The following is a 23,685-nucleotide window of genomic DNA, read 5'->3' on the forward strand; positions in this document are numbered from 1 at the left end:
AGTTATGGCAAGACTGCTCCATTTGATTAAATCAAAAAATTGTTTTTTTATTGCTTTTCTTATAATGCTCCTAGGAATTTTTATTGAAAGAATAACAATCGGTGTCGATTTATCCGATGAAGCCTATTATGCCACTCATTTGGATAGTTGGTTGAAAGAAGGAATTAAAAACTCTTCTAATCTGATGATTCACCAAAGTGCAGCGCTGTTATTATTTCCTTTTGTTTATGTTTATCAAAACCTAGTCAGTCATGAGCTAGGACTAATTTTATTTTTAAGATTCGTCTACATGTTGATGGCTTTAGGGGCGATGCTAAGCCTTTATTTTTTTATTAAGCCTTTACGCGGGCAATTATTAGCCGCATTAGTACTGGCCTTTGGTTTTTTATTTATCCCTTGGAGCTTACCCGCACCTTCTTATAACACGATTGGTATGTATGGAATGCTTGCGGCTATGTCTATTTTTGGAATAGCTCTAATGCAAAAACCAGGAAAGAAAAGTTTAAGCCCGATGCTGTCTTTGTTATCCGCTTTTCTTTGGACTTGCACCATTGTGGCTTACCCAAGTTTAATTATTGTTTTTAGCGGATTTATTGCTATTGCTTTTTCTTTATTAAAAGAGCGCAGGATTGTTTTTTATTACTTTCTTTTTTGTGGTTTCCTCTTTGTGGCGGCACTTGCTTCACTGCTTATTATTTTAGGGGTTGATCATTGTATTCAAATTTTCAAATTTACCAATGCTGCGCTACAAATTAGCGGAGGACTTTCTGCAAAATTTCATAAAATTTATGAGCAAATTTTCCAAAGTCCAATCTTTGCTATTTTATGTGCTACTTCATTATCATTGGGGGTGATTGTTGCTATATATCCTCGACTTTTATTTCTTGCTGAATTGTATTTGGCTGGGGTTATTTTTTACTTAACATTTTTCGGTCAGACTGTTCTATTTTTAATATCCCACGATATTATTTTAATTATCGCCTTGTTTGGGGTATTTATTCCCTTCACTGCAATTAAGCAAGCAAGGAATTCCTCTATTTATGCGATTTTAGCCCTGATGTATTGTACTAGCCTTTTTGCTGGCCTAATAACGACAATAACTGCCAGCAACGGGTTATTGAATTTTCCCATTGGGGGCTTACTAGCAGCCTGTTTGACCCTGGCATTTACTGGCTATGAAGAGACTCGAAAAAGCGGAAGCTACGCACTGATTTTTGTATTGATTTTGTCGGCTTTTAGCATGGGTTTTATAGTCTATAAAAATAATTACGGTGAGATTAATAATAGTTTTCCAACAGAAAAAATTAGCGAAGGTGTCTTTGCTGGATTAAAAACCTCAGTCCAGCAAGCCGATTTTATTCACAAAGTGAGTTCTGTTTTACCTCAAGATACGAAGGCTGAAAAAATTACCGTTTTGGGACGCTTATCCGGCTTTTATTTACTTACTTCGTTAGCTCCTAGTGCGTTGGCTACTTGGAATTATCAATTTTCTGAAACGAACCTAGCAGGTCAAATGATTTCGCAGTTTTATCAAGAGAAGAAAAATCAACCCTGTTTGATTGCAGCATATTCCGATCCTTGGACTGGGCCGTTAACGGATAGGGAAAAATCACTGCTAAAAAATTATAGGTTTAAAATCGCTGTTGAATCGGAAAATAGAGTGCTTAGAGTATTTCAAAACCCTGTCTGTAGTTATGAGAGATAGAGCAAAGCTATATGGTTTTGCTTGACAGATCCTATTTCTTGAATAAACTGCAGGATTTTGGATGAGATTTTGCCATGCCCTTTTTATTCGCGAATAAAATTAGAGATTGTGTAAGAGATCGCAATATTTTCCAGGAATTTCAGGATAATTTAAATGGAAGAATCCCTCCTGAAGAACTACCTAACTATACTGTTTCCGGTATAACAACAAATGGTACTTTTTTTCTATTTAGCATGGTTTTTAAACCAAAATCTAAGCAAGAGGACAATTTAAGTTTTCTCACTCTCATTGATAAATACGCTCAATGCACTGATGAACATGCTCGCAAAATATTGAAAGGAGAGTTAGAAGCTGCCTGTGGCAAGCAGGTAGATGGTTTAGCTTTGCTTATGTGGGACAAGACAGACCGAGGTACCACTTGGCCCTATGGTTTTGTTAGTGGTTCTCGGATAAAAGTATCTGACGTTGAGTTAGACGATGATGGAATGTTTAATTCTACAAGTGATGATTCCCAGAAGCGACTCTATAATCCCTATATTTTTATTTTAAAAAACGAAAAAAGTTATACAGAGGAAAGCATACAAAAATATCTCGCACCGAGAGATAATTCTAATCGAGAGATTGATCCCAATATCAATGCAGTAAAACGCCTTAGTTTTAGTTTTCAGTTTGAAAAAAATATGGATTTGTACCTTAAAAACATGGCCATGCAAATAAAAAATGAGCAACTGAAAGCAAAAATACAAGCTGTGTACGCTGCTTTGCAGAAGCTAAAATATAAAGATGAGGACATAAAATATCGCTGTACTTGCCTAACTATACAATTATTAAGTTCAGACTTAGGCCCAGAACGAGAAAGATTGCTTGCCGAATATAATATGCTAGCAAATCAACTATATGGCTCTAAGTTTCCTTGGGTGATGAGCCTGGGGCTAGCAATGATTGCTCTTGGCGCGGCCTGCGCCATTTTTTCACCCTTGCCCCTCACAATAATTATGCTTGGAGCTGTTCCTATTGCAATTACAGGGGTAATAGCAGCAACTTGTGGAGGATTTAGTTTTTTCTCCACTGAGGCGGTTTCTAAACGAGAGCAGGCTAATACGCTGTTTAATCTGAAAGACAGTATGGCGAATTTAGAGCTGGAAGATGAAGACAGGTTATCAATTCTGCAAGAGACTGAAGCCCCTAACTGGCGTCTTTAATAAGTCATTGCAGCGAAAGCACGGGTCCATCTCGAATTTGGCATTGTACTACTTTGATGGATGGATTCCTGCCTTCGCAGGGATGACAACTATTCGCAGCAAAATTGTCAATCTATTCTGATGCATGATAAAATCCCGCATTTTGTAATTCGAACTACCCCTATGTGGAAATTTTTATATCAAATGGCTTCGCCTAAAGCATTTTACCGATTGACAAAACCTTGGTTGAGTTGGTTAGGTTTTAGCGCTCTTTTTTTGCTCACGATTGGTATAATTTGGGGTTTAGTGTTTGCGCCGCCTGATTATCAACAAGGCGATGCTTTCCGTATTATTTATGTGCATGTTCCCAGTGCTTTTCTATCGATGGCGATTTATGGTTGGATGGGATTTTTAGCCTTACTGTTATTAGTTTGGGGCATCAAAATGGCAGGAATGATGCTCGGAATCGCAGCGCAACTGGGTGCCTCGATGGCTTTTCTTGCTTTGGTGACAGGATCTATTTGGGGTAAACCCATGTGGGGAACCTGGTGGGTCTGGGATGCTCGTCTCACTTCGGAACTTATCTTATTACTTTTATATTTAGCCATACTTGCAACGAAAGGCGCCTTTCAAAATAAAGAACAGGGCGACAAGATTTTAGCAATTCTAACCTTGGTTGGCTTAGTCGATTTACCTATTATTCATTATTCGGTGTATTGGTGGAATTCGCTGCATCAGGGTGCCACGTTGTCCGTTTTTGCTAAACCCAAAATTGCTGGTTCCATGTTATATCCTTTATTGCTAACTCTTGTGGGTTTTTCACTTTATTGTGTTTGGCTTATGCTGCATAAAGCGCGCACTGAAGTGCTGGAGCGTGAACGCAGGCAAAATTGGGTAAAAGATCTCGTAGAAAGAGGGGAAATATGAGTCAGTTCCAGCAATGGCTAGCGATGGGAGGCTATTCCACTTATATTTGGTCGGCTTATGGATTGGTTGGCCTGGTGTTTCTAATGAATTTGCTGAATATTAAATACCAACGCGAAAGGACACGGAAAAAATTGCAACAATGGTTTAAGAGGCAATAGATGAATCCTGTCCGCAAGCGAAAAATGCTAGTCTTGTTGTTTATTCTTTTCGTATTGACCTTAGTGACCAGTCTTGTCCTCTATGCTTTAGGGCAAAACATAAATTTATTCTACACACCTAGCCAAGTCGTGAAAGGCGAAGCAGCCAATAAACATTCAATTCGTTTAGGCGGCATGGTTGTAAAAAACAGTATAGTGCGTGGCGGCGATTTGTCCGTTCAATTTAAATTGACTGATTACAAACAAACAGTAACGGTGCATTATCGTGGCATTTTACCTGATCTCTTTCGGGAGGGGCAGGGCATTGTTGCTCTTGGTGAATTAAGTGATAACCAGCATTTCACTGCCAAAGAAGTGTTGGCAAAACATGATGCGAATTATATGCCGCCTGAGGTCAAAGATGCTTTGGCAAAATCGGTGCAATCGGGAGCAAAAAAAGCAAATGATCGCTGAAATTGGTTTATTTTCATTAATATTGGCCCTATTGTTTGCCTCCTTATTGGCTATTCTGCCAACGCTCGGTTTATGGCTTAAAAAGGACGAGTGGATTAACGCGGCCCCTCTTTATGTTTGCGGCCAATTTATTTTTGTCGCTTTAGCTTACTGTTCTTTAACCCTTTGTTTTTTAAATAATGATTTCTCTGTCGTTTATGTTTTAACGAACTCAAGCGTCTCACTGCCTTGGTTTTATAAGCTTTGCGCTGTTTGGGGGGGGCATGAAGGCTCTATGCTGCTATGGGTCGCCATTTTAAGTTTTTGGATGTTAGCTATTAGCTTTTTTAGCTCATCCTTAGATAAAGCAATGCGTGCTCGTGTATTAGTTGTTTTAGGGTTACTTAGTATTGGTTTTATTCTTTTTCTGCTTAGCACTTCAAATCCCTTCATTCGCCAATTTCAATTAGAGCAAACACAGGGGCGGGACTTAAATCCTTTGTTACAAGATCCGGGATTTTTATTCCATCCCCCCATGCTTTATATGGGTTATGTTGGCTTTTCCGTCGCTTTTGCTTTTGCAATTGCGGCGCTTTGGGTGGGAAAAGTTGAGTCTGCTTGGGCAAAATGGACTAGACCTTGGACGTTAGCTGCCTGGTGTTGTTTAACCGCAGGCATTACCCTTGGAAGTTGGTGGGCTTATCGCGAATTAGGCTGGGGAGGCTGGTGGTTTTGGGATCCTGTAGAAAATGCTTCTTTTATGCCTTGGCTGGTGGGCACGGCTTTATTGCATTCGCTGGCAGTCAGTGAGCAGCGGCAGCAATTCAAAGCCTGGACGATGTTGCTGGCTATTACCGCTTTTTCTTTAAGTTTGGTAGGGACTTTTTTAGTTCGTTCAGGTGTTTTAACTTCAGTTCATGCCTTTGCAGTTGATCCTCAGCGCGGCCTTTATATTCTTTGTTTTCTACTCACTGTCATTGGCGGTTCATTGTTATTGTTCGCTTTACGCGCACAAACCTTGCAGCGCATTGAGAATCCCTCCGTTTTTTCACGTGAGAGTGCCTTACTTCTAAATAATGTTTTCCTCGCAGTAATTATGTTAACTGTATTGATGGGTACCGTTTATCCACTCCTTATCGATGGTTTAGGTTTAGGTAAATTATCAGTAGGTGCGCCGTATTTTAATTCCGTATTTGTGCCGTTGATGATCCCCTTGTTAATTTTAATGGGGATAGGTGTCCATCTAAATTGGCAACGTGATAGCCTGCAGAAAATTGCTATTAAACTGAGTAAGGTCTTTTTGCTGAGTATCCTAGTTCCTGTTTTATTATTAATTGCCCTAAAACAAACGATTAATGGCTACAGCTTGCTGGGTTTGATGTTGGCGTTTTGGGTTATATTGAGCACTTTTAAATTAGTGTTAACACGCACTAAACAGCGTGGACTCCTCAACCTAGGCCAGGCATTTTGGGGCATGGTGCTTGCCCACTGCGGTGTTGCTGTAACGGTGATTGGTATTGCAGTATCAACCGGTTATGGTATACAAGATGATGTGAAAATGGCTCCCGGTGATAGGGTTAATTTGGCCGGTTACAATATTTCATTTATCAATGAATCGCCATTAGTGGGTGCAAATTATCGCGGGACCCAAACCCAATTTTTAATTAAGCGTCATGATAAAGAAACGGTGATTTATCCAGAAAAACGTATTTATAATGTTGGACAAATGGCAATGACGGAATCTGCGATTGATGTAAATCCTTTTCGTGATATTTATGTCGCTCTTGGTGAGCCTCTCGACGATAAAGCTTGGTCAGTTCGGGTTTATTTTAAACCCTTTGTGCGTTGGATTTGGGGCGGAGGTTTTATGATTTTAGCGGGAGGAATCTTGGCTCTTACCGATAGACGCTACTATCGGGCCCGGCAAAAACAGGCCACAGAGTATGGACAAGAGGTCAAGGCATGAAAGCTCTTTATTGGCGTTTAATTCCCTTCACAATCTTTGCCTTCCTAGTTTTTTTTCTCTGGCGTGGTTTGTCCTTGGAACCGAGAAAATTACCCTCTGCACAATTAGGTAAAACTTTACCCTCTTTTCAACTGCCGGCCTTGGACAATGGCGAGCTATTTACCCCACAAGTGATGAAAGGTCGAGTCGCCGTGTTAAATATCTGGGCGAGCTGGTGCGAAGCTTGTGTCGATGAGCAGGTATTCTTAATGCGACTTTCGCGAGAAGCGGTTCCGATTTACGGTATAAATTATAAAGACAAGACAGAAAACGCCCAACGCTGGTTAAAAGAATGGGGTAATCCCTATCAAGCAGTGGGCGAGGATAAAGAAGGTAAGGTAGCTATTGATCTAGGTGTGTATGGTGCACCAGAAACTTTTCTTATCGATAAAAAAGGAATTATCCGTTATCGACATATTGGGATTTTGGATGAAAAAACTTGGAATTCTGATTTTCTACCGCGGATCAAACAAATGGAAGGTGAAGCATGAAAGCTTGTTTATTAATTCTTAGCTTTTTTTTGTTGATGCCCTTAGCCTCAGCTAATACGATTTATCCACTGGCAACGGCAAAACAGGATGCACAGTTTGCTCATTTACTCAAAGAATTACGTTGCCTGGTCTGTCAGAATCAAGATTTAGCGGATTCTAATGCGGGTTTAGCTAAAGATCTGCGCGAACAGGTTTATGATTTGGTCAAACAAGGAAAGAGCGATGGCGAAATCATCAGCTATTTAACGAGTCGTTATGGTGATTTTATTTTATTTAACCCACCGGTTAAGCCTTTGACTGCTTTGCTGTGGTTTGGGCCCTCCTTGTTTTTATTTTTAGGTTTATTAATTTTCTGGCATACCTGTATAAAGCGAAGTTCTCATGAATGAATGGTGGTTATTAATTAGTTTTATCGTATTGGGTTTATTTGCTTTACCTTTGGCTTTATATCCTTTGCGGAACACTAAGCTGTTGATAGTTGTTGTGGTTCCGGTGCTTGTTATCTTTTCATCCTTTGCTTATTGGCGCTGGGGTGCGTGGCCAGCCTGGCAGGAAAATCAACATCGAGAAGCCACACAGCAGCAAGTTCAAGCTGTATTGCAGACGATTAAAAGCCCTGCAGAATTAGTTGAGCGCATGAGGGCTCGGCTTAAGCAAGATCCAAGCAGTGAACGAGGATGGTATCTACTAGGGCGATTGTATGCGAGCCAAGGCCAATGGCTTGAAGCACGCGATGCTTTTTTAAAAGCACTGGAATTAAAACCTGAGAATGAAATCACGCTAATCAATTATGCTCAAAGCCTTTTGCAATTAAATCAACAACAGTTTAATGGGCAGATTAGGACGCTATTAAAGAATTTGTTACAGAAAGATCCAAACCAACCCGATGCTTTGGCCATGCTAGCGATGGATGCTTTTACCGAAAAAAATTATCAATTAGCTATCGATTATTGGCAGCAATTGCTTAAACTAGCCCCGGAACAATCGGAAGAAGCTCTGTTACTGAGAAAGGCTATCGCTAAAGCGCAGCAGAAACTAATGTCTCCCTGATTAATTAACGAACTGTTGTAATTTATGAAAGTACTATTGAATTTGGCATGGAAAAATCTTATTATTATTGCTCAATAAATAACCACTTGCTCCTTATGTTTAATAAACTTCTCCTTGTTGCTATTGTTCTAATGCTGCCTGGTATTAGTTTTGCCTCCTTCGATAGAAAAATAACAAACCAATCAAATTACACCTGGGCTATTGTCGATTCATCAAGAATTTTTGCGAATCGAGGCTACATCAAATTTGACAATGCACCTGATAAAGGCCCCAAAGCTTGTCTGCCTGAAAATGCTCAATCGGGAGATGCTTGCTTTTTAGAGCCGGGACAAACAACCTACGTACGCTATGTTTTTACCTATGCCTCACATCATCGAGAGTGGGAAGATGTTTATAAAGTAATTACCTTCATTAATCCCTTAACCTACGAAACTGTATTAGTACAATTAGAAACAGACATTTTAGAAAGATCGCTTAAAATGGAGAGCTCTAATCCAAAAAAGATTAATGATTCACATGGAAATATTACTATTTTTAATACTAAATAAATTTGGCTCTTAGCAAATGTAGCCTGGCTGCTTGCAGCCAGGGATGACAACAATATAGTTAAAATAGTCCTGCCGCACTATAGTAAATTGAAATACAAGTATAAAGAATTAAAGGAATAAATTTTCCAAAGCGATGCTTTGTTTTCATTTTTAAAATCCTTATACACAGTTATGATTAGAAAACTAATTCAAAAATCATGCCGATTAATGGAGTATTTTTTGAGCAAGGATGGTGCTTATGTTACAAGAAACGCTTGTCCTTTTACCCGGTGTTTTATCTAATGAGAAAGTCTGGTCTCATCAAGTTAAGCATCTAAGTGACTTAGTTCATTGCCAGGTTATTCCCCTAATCGCCCAGGATAGTATGGAGGATTTGTTATCAATGGTCCTTGAAACCGTGAAAGGTCGGTTTATTTTAGCCGGGCATTCAATGGGCGGTTGGCTCGCTTTAGAATTAGCGAAAGCCGCACCGGAGCGAATTGCAAAATTATGTTTATTGAATACTTCTGCTAGAGCGGATCCACTTGAAAAAAGAAAAGATCGACTTGCTATGATGGAGAGGGTCGCACAGGGAAAATTTCAGTGCTTAGCCCAAGAAATCGCTGAGCGCTATGTTTATTGTTCGGAGTTAAGAAAAGAAGTGCTTGCCATGTTTCTAAGTGTTGGGGAAAAGTCTTTTCTTAACCAAGAAAAAGCATTATTAACCCGGAGAGAAACTGTTTCTATTCTTCCTCAATTAACAATGCCAACCATGGTGATTCATGCTCAGCATGATCTTGTTTTTTCCTTAGAAGCACATTTAGAATTGGCGCATAAGATTCCGCATGCAAAATTAGCTATTATCGAAGGTTCTGGGCATATGAGTCCCATGGAAGCCCCACAGGCTGTAACTGCATTGATGCGGTTTTGGATTGATTATTTTTAGCGGAAGTTTCGCTTAATTACAGAACCTACTTGGGTCGGTAACGGCAAGCATAATCAAGATCCCATTAATTAATTCGTGCCAACCGGCAATTTTTCGTCTACACTAAAATTCACTTAGGGACTTAAGTATGTAAATTTCAAGGAGAAGAAATGAACAATCGTGTTTATCAAATTGTGGAGCTGGTAGGTACTTCGGAAGAGGGAATTGAGGAAGCAATTAATAACGCGATCGCAACAGCCGCCAAACTTCATGGTAAATTGGATTGGTATGAGGTTCTCCAAACTCGCGGATTCATTGAAGGCTCCAAGAGTAAATATTACCAAGTACATTTAAAAGTGGGTTGTCACGCTCATTAGTCTATTTCCACTGACTCGCGCAGCACTTTTAAAAAATGCAATCCATAGTGACTCAATTTGTGCTGACCTACTCCAGAAATATCTAATAACTCATCGAGAGTCTGGGGTTTGTCTTTCACCATTTGATGTAACGTTGTATCACTAAAGATCATAAACGGCGGTTTATTTTCTTCTTCAGCTAATTTTCGGCGTAGGGCGCGTAGCGCTTCGAATAAAGGTTCCTCAGTATTGGTTAGGGAATTTCGTTCTTTTACTTTAGTGTTTTTAGTTTTTAATTCTGGTTTAGGTAAAGTCAGAGAGACTTTTTCTTCTCCTTTAAGCACAGCAACGGCTTTTTTAGTTAAGCACAAGACATTAAAACGGTTAATATCTTGATAGCAATAATCCCGATGAATTAATTGCCAACCTAATTGTTTCCAGTAACTAGCTGTTTTGTCTTTACCAATGGCAAAAGTACTCAATTGCTCATGCCTAGCTTGTTGGATTTTCTCTGAAGTGCTTCCACGCAGCACATCAATGACATGAGTCATGCCGTAACTTTGGCGTAGGCGGTAAATACAGGATAGAAATTTTTGCGCATCTTGCGTAGCATCAATTGTTTGCGGCGGATTGTCGCAGATATCGCATTTATTGCAGCTTTGATCAGATTGCTCATCAAAATAGCGAAGCAAGATTTGCCGGCGACAATGCGTGGCTTCAGCAAAAGCCAGCATATGATTTAATTTGTTGGTTTCGATACGCTGTTGGGCCTCACTAGAAGTAGTTGCTATCCAACCGCGTAGTCTGCCACTATCTGCGGGATCATAGAGAAGCAAAGCAAGGGCCGGTAAGCCATCTCGTCCGGCTCTTCCGGTTTCTTGATAATAACTTTCAATGGTTTTAGGTAAATCATAGTGAACCACAAAGCGCACATTCGGTTTATCAATACCCATCCCAAAGGCAATAGTGGCTACAACAATATCAATGTGATCATAACGAAATAAAGATTGCACCTCTCGGCGTTCACTGTGTGCAAGGCCGGCATGATAGGCTCTAGCGCGATAGCCTAATTCTTGTAATTTCAACGCTAAACGTTCCACACTATTGCGTGTACCACAATAAACAATACCCGATTGTTGATTTTGGCCGAGTAGAAACTCATTTAATTGTTTAATCGGATTATTTTTAATAATGACACTGTAATGAATATTAGGTCGATTGAAAGAAGCAATGAATTCTTTGGGCTGATAATTTAATTTCTTAACGATGTCTTGGCGTGTTTGCTGATCAGCCGTCGCTGTGAGCGCAATCACTGGAATCGTAGGAAAATGAGTTTTTAATAAACCCAAGGCCGCATATTCAGGGCGAAAATCGTGACCCCATTGGGAAATACAATGGGCTTCATCGATAGCAAATAAAGAAAGTTCGCATTCCTGTAAACGTTCAAGAAAAGCTTGGCTTAATAAACGTTCCGGCGCGATGTACAGTAAGTCGAGCTCGTTGTTATGCAGCTTAGTCAATACCTGTCTTGCTTCGTCACTTTTCAGTGAGGAATTATAATAAGCAGCACGAATACCCTGTAATTTGAGTGCGGCAACCTGATCTTCCATCAATGCAATTAAGGGTGAAACCACAATAGCAACACCATGACGTACTAAAGCTGGAATTTGGTAACAAAGTGATTTTCCCCCACCAGTCGGCATAAGGACTAAGACGTCATTGCCGTCAACGAGTTGATCAATGATGTCTGCCTGAGGGCTGCGGAACGAATCGAAGCCGAAATAATCCTTCAAAATACGATTAGTTTTGTTGTGGCTAGCTTGAGGATGTATTACAGTTTCCATGTGCTTTTCTTTTTATTTTTAGTCAGTTACACCTAAAGTCTTCTACCTAATTTTGCTAGGAGAGCGGCAATAATAGCATCTTTTAAAAAAACATCATAAGTATTGTAGGGATAGTGATAATTAAGTTATGTTAGAACCTAAGTTCGCTAGTGTTTAAGAATAAATGGAAGAAGGTTATGGATTTCAAATTGAGTGAAGAGCATATTGCTTTTCGAGACATGGCTGCAGAATTTGCACGCAATAAATTGGCGCCTAATGCTGAAAAATGGGATGAAAATAGTTATTTTCCAGTTGATATTTTGCGCGAGGCAGGAAGTCTTGGGATGGGAGGGATCGTCTCTTCTGAGGATATCGGCGGGTCGAATCTAAAACGTCTTGATGCTGCAATTATTTTTGAGCAGCTCGCAGCAGGTTGCATTACAACTAGTGCTTATCTTTCAATCCACAATATGGTTGTCTCCTTAATTGATCACTACGCTAATGAACATCTACGTAAAAAATGGGGCCCTCGTATTGCTTCACTAGAAGCGTTAGCCAGTTATTGCCTCACTGAACCTGACTCCGGCTCCGATGCAGCTTCCTTGAAAAGTCGTGCGGTCCGCGAAGGTGATTATTATATTTTGAATGGGGCAAAATCGTTTATTTCAGGCGGTAGTGTCAGTGATATTTATTTGTGCATGGTGAGAACAGGGGATGATTCGCATCATGGCATATCTTGTTTATTGGTTGAAAAAGATATGCCAGGGTTGAGCTTTGGCAAATTGGAAAAGAAAATGGGATGGCGAAGTCAGCCCACCTGTATGGTCTATTTTGAAAATTGCCGTGTCCCTGTGAGTAATCGAGTCGGTGAGGAGGGGATGGGATTTAAAATCGCTTTAAACGCATTGAATGGTGGGCGTGTTAATATTGCGTCCTGTTCTTTAGGCGGAGCCACCGCTTGTCTGCGTCTTACGCAAAAATACCTTCAAGAGCGAATCCAATTTGGCAAACCTTTATCCAAAATACAAGCCTTACGCTTTTATTTCGCCGATATGCTAACTGATTTTGAAGCAGCCCGATTGATGGTCTATCGTGCCGCTGATGCTTTAGATAAAGATGATTCCCAAGCGCCGATGTATTGTGCAATGGCTAAACGCTTGGCAACCGATGTGGCTTTTCGCATCTCTGATAAAGCGATGCAATTACACGGCGGTTATGGATATCTCCACGATTATCAAATTGAACGCTTATTCCGCGATCTTAGAGTCCATCAAATTTTAGAAGGCACTAATGAAATCATGCGGGAAATTGTTGCTAAAGCAAGTTTGGATGATGAATATTTTATTGATTAACAGGAGTTTTAAATGAATTTTATCGAACAAGATTTAGATAGTGACGGCATCTTAACGCTCACTCTAAATCGCCCCGAAAAACTAAATGCCCTAAGCACTGAAGTGTTGCATGCCCTAGATGAAATTTTTGACTCGGCTAAAGATAATCGCAAGGTTAAGGCCTTGTTGCTGACTGGTTCAGGCAAAGCCTTTTGCGCGGGAGCTGATATTTCCCGTCTTGCCGAATGTAATGCAGAAACGGGCTACCAATTTGCCTGCCAAGGGCAAGCTATTTTTAGAAAATTAGAAATGATGGGTAAACCTTCCCTTGCAGCAATTAATGGCTTTGCCTTTGGCGGTGGCTGTGAACTATCGATTGCCGCAACCATGCGTATTGCTGCTACTAGCGCTCAATTTGGTCAACCTGAAGTAAAACTGGGGGTAATTCCTGGTTATGGCGGTACACAACGCTTGGCACGATTAATAGGTAAAGGACGCGCGATGGATCTCTGTTTAACAGGTCGATTTATCGATGCTGAAACGGCTCTGAAGTGGGGATTAGTCAGCGAAGTCGTTGCTCCTGAAAACCTGCTAGAGCATGGAAAGCAAATTTTAAAAGGCATTCTTTCGATGGCGCCTTTAGCGATTGCTAGTGTTATGGAAGTTATTGATCGCGGTTATGATCTGTCTTTAACCGATGCGCTACATTTAGAAGCTGTTCATTTCGCTAAAGTCTGTGCCAGCGAAGATAAAAAAGAGGGCGTCTCTGCATTTTTAGCTAAGCGCAAAGCAGAGTTTAAAGGGGAATAGGTGATGACAGCAGATATCGCTTTCAGGCAAGAAGGTCAGATAGGATTAGTCACCTTAAAACGTGCTCAAGCTCTCAATGCGCTTAACTTGCCCATGATTAAAGCTTTTCAGCAGCAATTACAGCTATGGCGATCTGATGCCCGAATTCAGGCGATTGTAGTGCAAGGTGAAGGGGGCAAAGCCTTTTGCGCTGGTGGTGATGTGCGCTGGCTCTACGAAGCAGGATTAGCCAAAAATCCTGAACAAATGCAGTTTTTTTGGCATGAATATCGTTTAAACCATTATATTCATCATTATCCTAAGCCTTATATTTCCCTGATGGATGGGATAACGATGGGGGGCGGAGTAGGGATTTCCCTCCATGGTTCCCATCCAGTGGCTACAGAGCGCTTTATTTTTGCTATGCCAGAGACGGGAATTGGTTTTTTCCCTGATATCGGTGCGAGTTATTTGCTCGCACGTTGTCCAGAGCAAATTGGCATTTATTTAGGATTAACTGGCAATCGCTTAAATGCCAAAGATGCTTATTCAGTGGGTTTAGTAAATCAGGTCATTCACTCTGAGCAACTTCCAAGCCTCTTAGCTAGCCTTATTAAATCGGATTTATCATCTAATGCACATCAGCAAGTTAACGCCTGTTTGCAACAATTTGCAGTGCCAATTACTGAGGCAGCGATCGATAATGATAAAGCAAAAATTAAACCCTGTTTTTCAGGAGAAACTGTAGAGAAAATTATTGCTGCGCTGCAAAATCGAGGGGATGACTGGGCAAAATCTATTTTGCAAAACTTAGAACAAAAAGCGCCACTCAGTTTAAAAGTGACCTTAGCACAAATTCAAAAAGCAAAATCCTTATCAATGGGAGATTGTGTAAAAATGGATTATTGCTTAGTAAGTCAATTCATGAAGGATTCAGATTTCTATGAAGGGGTGAGAGCATTACTCGTTGATAAAGATAAAAATCCACATTGGCAACCAGAGAGTTTATCTGCTGTGACTAGCGCGAAGGTTGCAGATTATTTTGAGTGTGGACAGGAAGAGCTTGAGTTGATTGAGCAGGATTCGTGATTCATTGACATGCAACAACGCCGGCTTCACCGCGGGGTTCATGTCAATCTTTTTCATACGATGAATCTCATACACGTCTATACTAATTACGAAACAAAATTGTCTGTTCCTGTCATTTCCCTTAAAATGCATGATCTAATTCATCATAGGTTTGTTTATGTCTGATTTTTACCAGGATTTCAATAAGCGGCGAACGTTCGCTATTATTTCGCATCCCGATGCCGGTAAAACTACCGTTACGGAAAAATTGTTGCTATTCGGAGGTGCAATTCAGCTTGCGGGGACGGTGAAAGGGCGTAAAGCCGATCGGCATGCTACTTCTGATTGGATGGAAATGGAGAAAGAGCGAGGGATTTCTATCACGACTTCTGTGATGCAGTTTGTTCATAACCAGCATGTCATGAATTTACTTGATACCCCAGGGCACGAAGATTTCTCTGAGGATACTTATCGTACTCTAACGGCTGTTGATTCTGCTCTGATGGTAATCGATGTGGCAAAGGGGGTTGAGGAGAGGACGGTTAAGTTGATGGAAGTTTGTCGTTTGCGTGACACACCGATTATGACTTTTATCAATAAATTAGATCGTGAAGGTCGTGAGCCTATTAGTTTATTAGACGAAGTGGAAACAGTGTTAGGTATTCAATGTGCCCCCGTGACTTGGCCAATAGGCATGGGAAAACGGTTTAAAGGAATTTATCATCTTTACCAAGATACTGTTTACCTCTATCAAGCCGGTAAAAATGCACAGAAGCAGGAAGCAACACAAATCAAAGGTATAGCTAATCCTGAATTGGATGCTTTGCTTGGTGATGTTGCACAAGAATTACGTGACGAGATTGAGCTAGTCAAGGGGGCCTCTCATGAATTTAAGCTTGAAGATTATTTATCTGGAAAGATGACTCCAGTCTATTTTGGCTCGGCGATTAATAATTTTGGTATTAAAGAATTATTAGATGATTTTGCTGAATATGCACCAGGACCACTGTCACGAGCTGCACTTGAACGTCAAGTGAGTCCAGGCGAAGATGCATTTAGTGGTTTTGTCTTTAAAATTCAAGCAAATATGGACCCCAAACACCGTGATCGCATCGCTTTTTTACGCATCTGTTCTGGAACGTTTAAAAAGGGAATGAAATTAAACCATCTACGCCTAGGCAAGGAAGTTCAAATTGCTAATGCGCTTACTTTCATGGCAGGCGATCGCTCCCATGCAGAAATGGCAATGGCGGGTGACATCATTGGTCTCCACAACCATGGCACTATTCGTATCGGTGATACTTTTACTCAAGGAGAAATTTTAAAATTTACTGGTATCCCAAATTTCGCACCGGAGCTTTTCCGCTTGGTTCGTTTAAAAGATCCACTAAAAAGTAAGGCATTACTTAAAGGATTAATTGAATTGTCTGAAGAGGGGGCAACCCAAGTATTTAGACCATTGAATAGTAATCAATTAATACTCGGTGCAGTAGGGGTTTTGCAGTTTGATGTTGTTGCTCATCGATTACAGCATGAGTACAAAGTGGATTGCATTTATGAGGCGGTTAATGTCAGTTGCGCACGTTGGGTTTATGCTGAGGATGATAAAGCAATGAGCGAATTTCGTATCAAAGCGCATGATTATCTGGCTCTAGATGGAAGTGATACTCTGATGTATTTAGCGCCTACCAGAGTGAATTTAACGATGGCCCAAGAGCGCTATCCTAAAATTCAGTTTTCAGCAACGCGAGAGCATTGATATTTAGCGTACATCATTCCAGGGTGTGGTAATCGGAGATCCTGGGCCCCCTACGTCAATCCCGAGCATAGCGAAATATCTAACACATACAAAATTGACATACGCTTTGCTCGAGATAACTTACTCAGTGTGAGCAAGAGCTATTACATTAAATTGTACACTTTGCAGTAATGTCGCTTGGGCCTTTATTAAGTAGTTTTACTACTGCTCTACCATCAGCCTCGAGAATAAGTTTGGATCCAGATGCTATGTTAAAGGTTCGAGGAGGCTCTCCACTATTGACCGTTTCATTGTTTACTTTGCTTGATTTAAGAACCATTTCAACAACAATGTCATTACTCTCATCTTCGCTGAAAATAGTACAAGTTGCGGTCATTTTGTGATAATAAGGATTCCCAACCATGATGGGGCTATTAGCAAGAAGCTTATATTCAAAGCTTGCTCCGGGTCCGGGCATAAGATTGTAGGTCATTGCCAGCACGTTTGTGCAGAATAGTGAACCTGCGCACAACAAACTATAGCCAATTTTTCGCAGCATTAAAATCTCCTAGTTAAAAATCAGGAGTTAAGATACCGTTATTTTATACCTAAGGCAATGAGTGTTTTTTAAAGAGCATTCTCTTATTAGCTTATCTCTAAGTATTTTAGACTGAGATTAATAGATACTTTGATGAAGCAAGCGTTTACTTCATCAAAGCCTAATTAAATTTCTGCTAATGCTTTGGCAATTGATTCAGTCATTATTTTCGCATCGCCGAAAAGCATATAGGTATTATCGTGGTAGAACAAATCATTTTCTACACCGGCATATCCAGGGGAAAGACTTCTTTTTACAAACAAAATAGTTTTGGTTTTCTCAACCTCAAGAACCGGCATTCCATAGATAGGAGAGCTCGGGTCTGTCTTCGCCGCCGGATTAGTAATGTCATTTGCACCGATAACAAAGGCAACATCGGCCGTAGCAAAATCACGATTAATTTCACTCTGCTCAAAGACCCGATCATAAGGAATATTGGCCTCAGCCAATAGCACGTTCATATGTCCTGGCATACGACCAGCAACAGGGTGAATAGCAAAACGGACACGAATCGAGCGCTTCTCTAAGGCATCCACTAATTCTTTCACGGCATGTTGAGCATGCGCCACAGCCATACCATAACCGGGAACAATAATGACGTCTTTCGCATTAGAAAGTAAAAAGGCAGCGTCTTCGCCATTCGCTTGTCTAACTTGTTGATTTTCATGATGGCTACTACTACCTGCCGCGCCCGATGCTTGTATGCCTCCAAAAATGACATTAAAGATGGAGCGATTCATCCCTACGCACATGATGTAACTCAAGATGGCCCCGCTTGCACCCACTAAAGCACCGGTGATAACGAGCAAATGGTTGCTTAAAGTAAATCCAATACCTGCAGCAGCCCATCCAGAATAAGAGTTTAACATGGAGATAACAACGGGCATGTCAGCGCCGCCGATGGGAACAATCAGCAAGAATCCGATTAAAAAGGATAGTGCAGCAAGAAGACTAAAAACAGAGAGAGATTGTTTTAGAACAAAGAAAATGAGTAAAGCTAAAATAGCTAATCCTATCAACAAATTAACTACCTTTTGTCCACCGAAACGAATAGGTTGACCCGTCATCCAGCCTTGTAATTTCAAAAAGGCGATGATAGAGCCAGAAAAAGTAATCGCCCCAATAATCAATCCAAGACTCATTTCAATAAGGCTTGCCGTTTTGATATCTCCAGGAGTCCCTATATGAAAAGAATTAGGTGATAAAAAGGCACAAAAAGCGACTAATACAGCAGCAAGACCAACCAGCGAGTGGAATCCTGCGACTAGTTGTGGAATTGCCGTCATATTAATTTTAAGCGCTATGAAGGTTCCAAGCGCACCGCCTGCAAGAATAAGAATGATTAATAGCCAATGATGGTTTATAGAGGACATCATTAAAGTGGAAACAATGGCAAGCGCCATACCACAGATACCCAATAAATTACCCCTTCGTGAAGAGGAAGGACTGGCAAGTCCCTTGAGCGCTAAAATAAAACAGATTGCAGCTATAAGGTATAAAAAGGGAACTGATGAGGTCATGTGATATTCGTCCTATAACAGGTAAGGTCCAAGGTCTTGCCAAATTTATTTTTTATACATGCGTAACATTCTTTGTGTTACCACAAAACCACCAAAAATATTAATAGCGGTAATAAAAATTGCGAGACCTCCTAAATAGGTGATAGGACCTATAAATTGGGTGCCTGTAGCAATTAAAGCACCTAAAATGATGATACTTGAGATTGCATTGGTTACCGACATCAAGGGAGTATGCAAAGCAGGCGTTACTTTCCAAACCACGTAGTAACCTACAAAACAAGCAAGTACGAAAATTGTTAAAATAGCAACATAAGGATTTCCTAGAGTCTCGATACTAGTCATAGCGTTTCCTTAGCTTCTTGGAATGGTAAATAATTACCCTCATAGCAGAGCAGGGCATGTTTAATAATTTCATCTTCTTTATTAAACACAAGCTCGGAAGAGGGACCGACTAACAGCGTAATGAGATGCACGAGGTTATTCGCATAAAGTTCACTTGCTGTTGCGGGGATGAGCCCGGCTATGTTGCCATTACCTACTATGGTCACCTCGCCCTCTTTGACAATTTTATTGTGCTGACTTAGCTCGCAGTTACCGCCGCGAGCAGTTGCCAAATCAACAATGACGGAGCCGGGCTTCATTTTCTCTACAGTTTTCTTAGTCAATAAGATAGGTGCTTGTCGACCCGGAATTAAAGCTGTGGAAATAACAAGGTCAGATTGCGCCGCGTATTGATCAATCAATTTGGCTTGTTGGTGTTTGTACTCCTCACTGGTCTCGCTCGCATAGCCGCCACTGGTTTCATTATCTTGGTCATCGCCTACTTCGATAAACTCAGCGCCTAAGCTTTCAACCTGTTCTTTTGCTGCGCGGCGCACGTCAAAGGCATAGACAACGGCTCCTAAACGTTTTGCTGTAGCAATGGCTTGTAAGCCAGCCACTCCAGCACCAAGGATCAGTGCTTTTGCAGGTTGAATCATACCGGCAGCTGTCATCATCATAGGGATAGCCCGATTGTAATGAACTACAGCCTCAAGAACTGCGCGATAACCAGCAAGGTTGGCTTGAGAGGAAAGGCTATCCATACTTTGAGCTCGACTAATTCTGGGAATAAGGTTCATCGAAAAAATGCTCATTTTTTCTTTACAACCCCAGGTAAGTAATTCACCCTCTATGTTATTATCGATAGGCGCAATAATGAGCGCTCCAGGGGCTAAATCTTTTAAATCGGAAGCGGAGGGCTCACTCACACAAACCAAAATGTTCGCTTTTTGTAATAGGGATTTGCGATTGGCAATTTTAGCACCAGCAGCTTCATAATCTGCATCACTAAACCCTGAGGCATGGCCGGCGTTTTTTTCACAAACGACTTCAAGCCCCAATTTTAGATAATGTTTTATTGCATTGGGTGTGATTGCAACACGAGTTTCATTCGAACTATTCTCATTTAACGCAGCAATAATCATAGAGAAACATCCATTTCACCTGAGATTCGCTTATCCTATTGTAATCTGATTGATATTTCTAGCGTTTTCTAAAGATTCAAATAAATTGCCTGCGAATTAAACTTACTGTATTCTAAAATCACTTTGCTAAGTCCAACACAATATATGGAAATTCTCTGTTTTTTTGCAGGGATGGCTTTTGTTTATACAAAATCGTTTTATCCCTTGATAATGCTTGCTATTAGTTTGTTTTTACGACCTAGATATTCAACGCCTCTAGCATTTTTGCTGGCTCTGTTCTGGGGAGCGATGCATCTTTGGTGGGTTGCGGATCGAGGTATGCCTGAAGTTCCTGTTATACCAAAAGGCAAATTAAAAGGCACAATCACTTCACTGCCCGTCAGTAATTTTAAAAAAACTCAATTTGAATTTTCGGCTAACCAATTAGATGGCAAAAAAGTCAATGCTGTGATTTTAATGTCCTGCTATCAGCATTGTCCTGCGTTCAAAGTAGGCCAAACCTGGTCTTTCGAAGCAAAGTTAAAAAAGCCTGAAAATCTAGCTAACCCTGGCCATTTCGATTTCGTTGGCGGATTAAGCGCGCGTCATATTCACTGGACAGGGTATATTAAACATCACCTCAAATTGTATCCACTAATAAGCAAGCCTCAACCTTTGCTAATTTTTCGTGAGAAACTGGCTTCAACTTTTGCACAAGCCGTCCCCGACCCCCCTGTATTAGGTATTTTACAAGCATTAACATTGGGCCTGACTACTCATATTGATAAGTTGCACTGGGATCTGTTTCGGCGCACAGGTACTACTCATCTCATGGTTATTTCCGGTTCACATATTGGTTTAATTGTAGGATTTAGTTATTGGTTGATGAGGTGGTTATGGTCTCGTTCCAGTCGTCTCTCTTTATTTTGTCCCGCAGCTAAAATAGCCACAGCGGCAGGTTTGTTTATGGGGTTTGTTTATGCCTTACTCGCTGGTTTTGCTCCACCGTCTCAGCGTTCGTTGTTAGCTTGTTTTTTTCTATTATTACGAAATTTTTTAAACTGCCGATTCAGCGTTTGGCAAGCTTGGCGCTATGGTTTGCTAGCGGTGCTAGTCTATGAGCCCCACGCGGTATTACTGCCCGGATTTTATTTATCATTTGTTGCTGTTGCTATTTTAATTTTGATTAATCAACGAGTGTCGGGGAACAAGCTTAAGAAGGCCATCTCTATTCAGTTAGCTTGTTTAATTGGGCTAATGCCGCTCAGTTTATATTGGTTTTCTTATGGGGCTGTGAATGGTTTACTGGCTAATTTATTAGCTATTCCTTGGGTCGGTTTAATTATTGTACCCTTGGCTTTAATTAGTTTGTTTTTGCTACATTGCTTTAATTTACATTTTCTAGTCTTTCCTCTTAAAAAAGCAACGGAGGGGTTGCTCTGTTTTTTACAGTGGGTTGATTCTTTTTCAGCGCTTAATTTGGATTTTTCTTACACTGAATTATTACCACCACTCGCTCTCATGTTGTTGATGTTAATTATTCTTTTTCTACCTATTAAAGCTATTTTTCCTGCACTAATCGTTTTATTTTTTTCTAGTCTTTTCCCTGGTCATCTAAAAATCAAATCGGGTGAGGTAAAGATTGATATCTTAGATGTAGGGCAGGGCTTAGCTGTGGTAGTGAATACTGCAAACCATAGGTTAATTTATGATACGGGAATGAAATTTTACCAAGGCGGAGATATGGGAAAGCTTGCCATTATTCCCTATCTTAATACTTTGGGTATTAATAAAATTGATAAAGTAATTATTAGCCATCCAGATTTAGATCATCGGGGTGGCTTAGCCTCACTCGAAGAAAAATTCCCTATTGCCGATCTTTTAGTGGATAAGGTATCGTTTTATCACCGCGGTAAGCCTTGCCATCGCTATCCGGCATGGCAATGGGATCAAGTTAGTTTTCGATTTTTAGCAATTAGCAAACAATTTAGAAATAAAAATAATAGTTCCTGTGTCTTACAAATAGAAAATGCAGCCGGAAAAGTATTATTAACTGGGGATATTGAAAAATTAGCGGAGGACTATTTGATTGACACTTATGGGAATCAGCTTCGCTCAGCGGTTCTACTCGTGCCTCATCATGGCTCTAAAACCTCTTCTTCCCCGGCGTTTATTGAGCAAGTGGCACCCCATTATGCTGTCATTTCCTCAGGTTTTGATAATCGCTATCATTTTCCACATCAACAAACTTTAAGTACTTTTAAGAGGCAAAAAATTGCTGTCTACAACACGGCTGAATGTGGCATGGTTTCAGTAAAATTTGGCAGAATAAATAATGAAATTTCAACAAGTTGTTATAAAAAAACAAAATAATTAAGTGCTGTTTTATTCTAATTCTCATTGACAATAAAATAGTCACAGTGTATCATCTGGCCATCTTATGCCCTCTGAGTTGTGAATTATGGCGGTACGCTTGTTGGGATTTTTGGCACTCTTTGTGAGTATTGTTGTTAATGCCGCAAGTTCTGAATGCCAACAACATCAATGTATTGGTATAGTTGATGCCGGTAGTACCGGATCTCGTTTGCATCTTTATGCTTACGATATTGATCAAACCAAAACCCCCGTCAATGTAAAAGAGCTTTGGTCTAAAAAGGTTAAGCCCGGTTTAGCAACCATCGAAGCTAATCAAGCAACTATCGACGCCTACCTGACAAGCTTGTTTTCTGGAGCGACTGAAGACAGGATACCCCTCTATTTTTATTCCACCGCAGGTATGCGGCTGTTGCCTGCGCCCAAACAAAAGCAATTTTATGATTTAATACAAAATTGGTTTGCCAATCATTCCCAGTGGCAATTGCAAAGTTCTAAAACCATTACTGGTAGTGAAGAAGGACTTTATGGATGGTTAGCCGTCAATTATAAGCTCGATACCTTAACCTCGAATATTAAAGCCCCAGTTGGTGTGATGGACATGGGTGGGGCGTCGGTGCAAATCGTTTTTCCCGTAACAAAAACTGAGGGAATAAAAAATTCTGACATTCAACAATTCGATCTTTATGGTCGTCATCTACAACTTTTCATACATAGCTTTCTAGGGCTTGGACAAACTGAAGTCACTCATCAATTTCTCGATGAAAGTTCTTGTTTTGCGAACGAATACGAATTACCAACTGGTGTAACGGCAGAAGGGGATGCTACAACTTGTAAAACAGAGGTGGCTACCTTAATGAATAATGTGCATCGAGTTAATAGCATTATACAACCTGTAATGAATGCTAATCCTATAAACGATTGGTATGTTATAGGTGGAATGTCCGACCTGGTACAAAGCCAACCTTTTCAATTTGCAAACAACCAATTTACCAATGAGTCATTATTAGAACAAGCTAATACACTAGTCTGTCATCAACAATGGTCTTCTTTGAGTTCACAATATTCAGGCAATGAATACCTCTATGGCTATTGTCTATTTCCTGCCTATTACTATGCGTTAATGGTAGATGGCTATGGTATACAATCGCAGCAACCAGTCAACTATCTTACAGCCAATCAGACAACGGATTGGACTTTAGGGGTTGTTTTATTACAAACCACAAAAGCATAGAATAACCTT

General features: G+C 40.4%; 23 protein-coding genes. 18 read left to right on the forward strand and 5 right to left on the reverse strand.

Going from position 1 to position 23,685, the window contains the following annotated elements:
• The first annotated feature begins 4 nt into the window (after window positions 1–4).
• From Lnau_RS04850 to Lnau_RS04905, 12 genes are all read left to right on the forward strand, one after another.
• Window positions 5–1,705 carry a hypothetical protein gene (locus tag Lnau_RS04850; protein WP_058504016.1) on the forward strand — a complete coding sequence of 567 codons (1,701 nt, stop codon included), beginning with the start codon at window positions 5–7 and terminating at the stop codon, window positions 1,703–1,705.
• A gap of 74 nt (window positions 1,706–1,779) precedes the next feature.
• The gene (locus Lnau_RS04855) at window positions 1,780–2,907 is read left to right on the forward strand and encodes a hypothetical protein (RefSeq protein ID WP_058504017.1); all 1,128 of its coding nucleotides are present in this window, start codon (window positions 1,780–1,782) and stop codon (window positions 2,905–2,907) included.
• Window positions 2,908–3,069: 162 nt separating this feature from the next.
• Complete coding sequence (gene ccmC, locus Lnau_RS04860) at window positions 3,070–3,813, forward strand: heme ABC transporter permease CcmC (RefSeq protein ID WP_058504818.1); 744 nt, start codon at window positions 3,070–3,072, stop codon at window positions 3,811–3,813.
• 23 nt (window positions 3,814–3,836) lie between these two features.
• Window positions 3,837–3,971, forward strand: a complete 135-nt coding sequence (ccmD, locus tag Lnau_RS04865) for a heme exporter protein CcmD (RefSeq protein WP_238585950.1) — start codon at window positions 3,837–3,839, stop codon at window positions 3,969–3,971.
• A complete protein-coding gene (gene ccmE, locus Lnau_RS04870; RefSeq protein ID WP_058504019.1) occupies window positions 3,972–4,424 on the forward strand; it encodes a cytochrome c maturation protein CcmE in 453 nt (150 codons plus the stop codon). It abuts the gene before it with no gap.
• Window positions 4,414–6,369 carry a heme lyase CcmF/NrfE family subunit gene (locus tag Lnau_RS04875; RefSeq protein ID WP_058504020.1) on the forward strand — a complete coding sequence of 652 codons (1,956 nt, stop codon included), beginning with the start codon at window positions 4,414–4,416 and terminating at the stop codon, window positions 6,367–6,369. Before ccmE ends, Lnau_RS04875 begins: the two co-directional genes overlap by 11 nt.
• Window positions 6,366–6,899 carry a DsbE family thiol:disulfide interchange protein gene (locus tag Lnau_RS04880; protein ID WP_058504021.1) on the forward strand — a complete coding sequence of 178 codons (534 nt, stop codon included), beginning with the start codon at window positions 6,366–6,368 and terminating at the stop codon, window positions 6,897–6,899. Before Lnau_RS04875 ends, Lnau_RS04880 begins: the two co-directional genes overlap by 4 nt.
• A complete protein-coding gene (locus tag Lnau_RS04885; protein WP_058504022.1) occupies window positions 6,896–7,288 on the forward strand; it encodes a cytochrome c-type biogenesis protein in 393 nt (130 codons plus the stop codon). Before Lnau_RS04880 ends, Lnau_RS04885 begins: the two co-directional genes overlap by 4 nt.
• Window positions 7,281–7,949, forward strand: coding sequence for a tetratricopeptide repeat protein (locus Lnau_RS04890; protein ID WP_058504023.1), 669 nt, complete (start codon window positions 7,281–7,283; stop codon window positions 7,947–7,949). Before Lnau_RS04885 ends, Lnau_RS04890 begins: the two co-directional genes overlap by 8 nt.
• A 47-nt stretch (window positions 7,950–7,996) precedes the next feature.
• Window positions 7,997–8,497 (forward strand): hypothetical protein, encoded by a 501-nt coding sequence (locus tag Lnau_RS04895; protein ID WP_058504024.1) that lies wholly within the window; start codon window positions 7,997–7,999, stop codon window positions 8,495–8,497.
• 238 nt (window positions 8,498–8,735) lie between these two features.
• Complete coding sequence (locus Lnau_RS04900) at window positions 8,736–9,422, forward strand: alpha/beta fold hydrolase (RefSeq protein ID WP_058504025.1); 687 nt, start codon at window positions 8,736–8,738, stop codon at window positions 9,420–9,422.
• A gap of 149 nt (window positions 9,423–9,571) precedes the next feature.
• A complete protein-coding gene (locus tag Lnau_RS04905) occupies window positions 9,572–9,778 on the forward strand; it encodes a dodecin (protein ID WP_058504026.1) in 207 nt (68 codons plus the stop codon).
• Here the strand turns inward: Lnau_RS04905 and recQ are convergent.
• Window positions 9,775–11,601: a DNA helicase RecQ gene (gene recQ, locus Lnau_RS04910; protein ID WP_058504027.1), complete on the reverse strand. Its 1,827-nt coding sequence runs from the start codon at window positions 11,599–11,601 to the stop codon at window positions 9,775–9,777. The two genes, Lnau_RS04905 and recQ, sit on opposite strands and share 4 nt — an antisense overlap.
• A gap of 176 nt (window positions 11,602–11,777) precedes the next feature.
• On the opposite strand from recQ, the gene Lnau_RS04915 reads away from it, so the two are divergent.
• The 4 genes from Lnau_RS04915 to Lnau_RS04930 all read left to right on the forward strand — a co-directional run bounded on the left by Lnau_RS04915 (window position 11,778) and on the right by Lnau_RS04930 (window position 16,527).
• Entirely contained in the window at window positions 11,778–12,932 is a 1,155-nt protein-coding gene (locus tag Lnau_RS04915) for an acyl-CoA dehydrogenase family protein (RefSeq protein ID WP_058504028.1), read from the forward strand.
• Window positions 12,933–12,944: 12 nt separating this feature from the next.
• Entirely contained in the window at window positions 12,945–13,721 is a 777-nt protein-coding gene (locus Lnau_RS04920) for an enoyl-CoA hydratase/isomerase family protein (protein WP_058504029.1), read from the forward strand.
• 3 nt (window positions 13,722–13,724) lie between these two features.
• Window positions 13,725–14,789, forward strand: coding sequence for an enoyl-CoA hydratase/isomerase family protein (locus Lnau_RS04925; protein WP_058504030.1), 1,065 nt, complete (start codon window positions 13,725–13,727; stop codon window positions 14,787–14,789).
• 157 nt (window positions 14,790–14,946) lie between these two features.
• A complete protein-coding gene (locus Lnau_RS04930; protein WP_058504031.1) occupies window positions 14,947–16,527 on the forward strand; it encodes a peptide chain release factor 3 in 1,581 nt (526 codons plus the stop codon).
• Between the two features lie 148 nt (window positions 16,528–16,675).
• Here Lnau_RS04930 and Lnau_RS04935 read toward each other — a convergent pair whose 3' ends face one another.
• The 4 genes from Lnau_RS04935 to Lnau_RS04950 all read right to left on the reverse strand — a co-directional run bounded on the left by Lnau_RS04935 (window position 16,676) and on the right by Lnau_RS04950 (window position 20,090).
• Window positions 16,676–17,065, reverse strand: a complete 390-nt coding sequence (locus Lnau_RS04935; protein ID WP_058504032.1) for a hypothetical protein — start codon at window positions 17,063–17,065, stop codon at window positions 16,676–16,678.
• A gap of 164 nt (window positions 17,066–17,229) precedes the next feature.
• Entirely contained in the window at window positions 17,230–18,624 is a 1,395-nt protein-coding gene (locus Lnau_RS04940) for an NAD(P)(+) transhydrogenase (Re/Si-specific) subunit beta (RefSeq protein WP_058504033.1), read from the reverse strand.
• A 45-nt stretch (window positions 18,625–18,669) separates the two neighbouring features.
• The gene (locus Lnau_RS04945) at window positions 18,670–18,966 is read right to left on the reverse strand and encodes a proton-translocating transhydrogenase family protein (protein ID WP_058504034.1); all 297 of its coding nucleotides are present in this window, start codon (window positions 18,964–18,966) and stop codon (window positions 18,670–18,672) included.
• Window positions 18,963–20,090 (reverse strand): Re/Si-specific NAD(P)(+) transhydrogenase subunit alpha, encoded by a 1,128-nt coding sequence (locus Lnau_RS04950; RefSeq protein WP_058504035.1) that lies wholly within the window; start codon window positions 20,088–20,090, stop codon window positions 18,963–18,965. The genes Lnau_RS04945 and Lnau_RS04950 overlap by 4 nt, the downstream gene beginning before the upstream one ends.
• 144 nt (window positions 20,091–20,234) lie before the next feature.
• Here Lnau_RS04950 and Lnau_RS04955 point away from each other — a divergent pair, with 144 nt between their 5' ends.
• Both Lnau_RS04955 and Lnau_RS04960 read left to right on the forward strand, forming a co-directional pair.
• Complete coding sequence (locus Lnau_RS04955; protein WP_065240246.1) at window positions 20,235–22,442, forward strand: DNA internalization-related competence protein ComEC/Rec2; 2,208 nt, start codon at window positions 20,235–20,237, stop codon at window positions 22,440–22,442.
• An 88-nt stretch (window positions 22,443–22,530) separates the two neighbouring features.
• Window positions 22,531–23,676 (forward strand): acetate and sugar kinases/Hsc70/actin family protein, encoded by a 1,146-nt coding sequence (locus Lnau_RS04960; RefSeq protein WP_058504037.1) that lies wholly within the window; start codon window positions 22,531–22,533, stop codon window positions 23,674–23,676.
• Window positions 23,677–23,685: the final 9 nt, after the last annotated feature.

Source organism: Legionella nautarum, from assembly GCF_001467895.1.
In the GTDB taxonomy this organism is placed as follows: Bacteria; Pseudomonadota; Gammaproteobacteria; order Legionellales; family Legionellaceae; genus Tatlockia; species Tatlockia nautarum.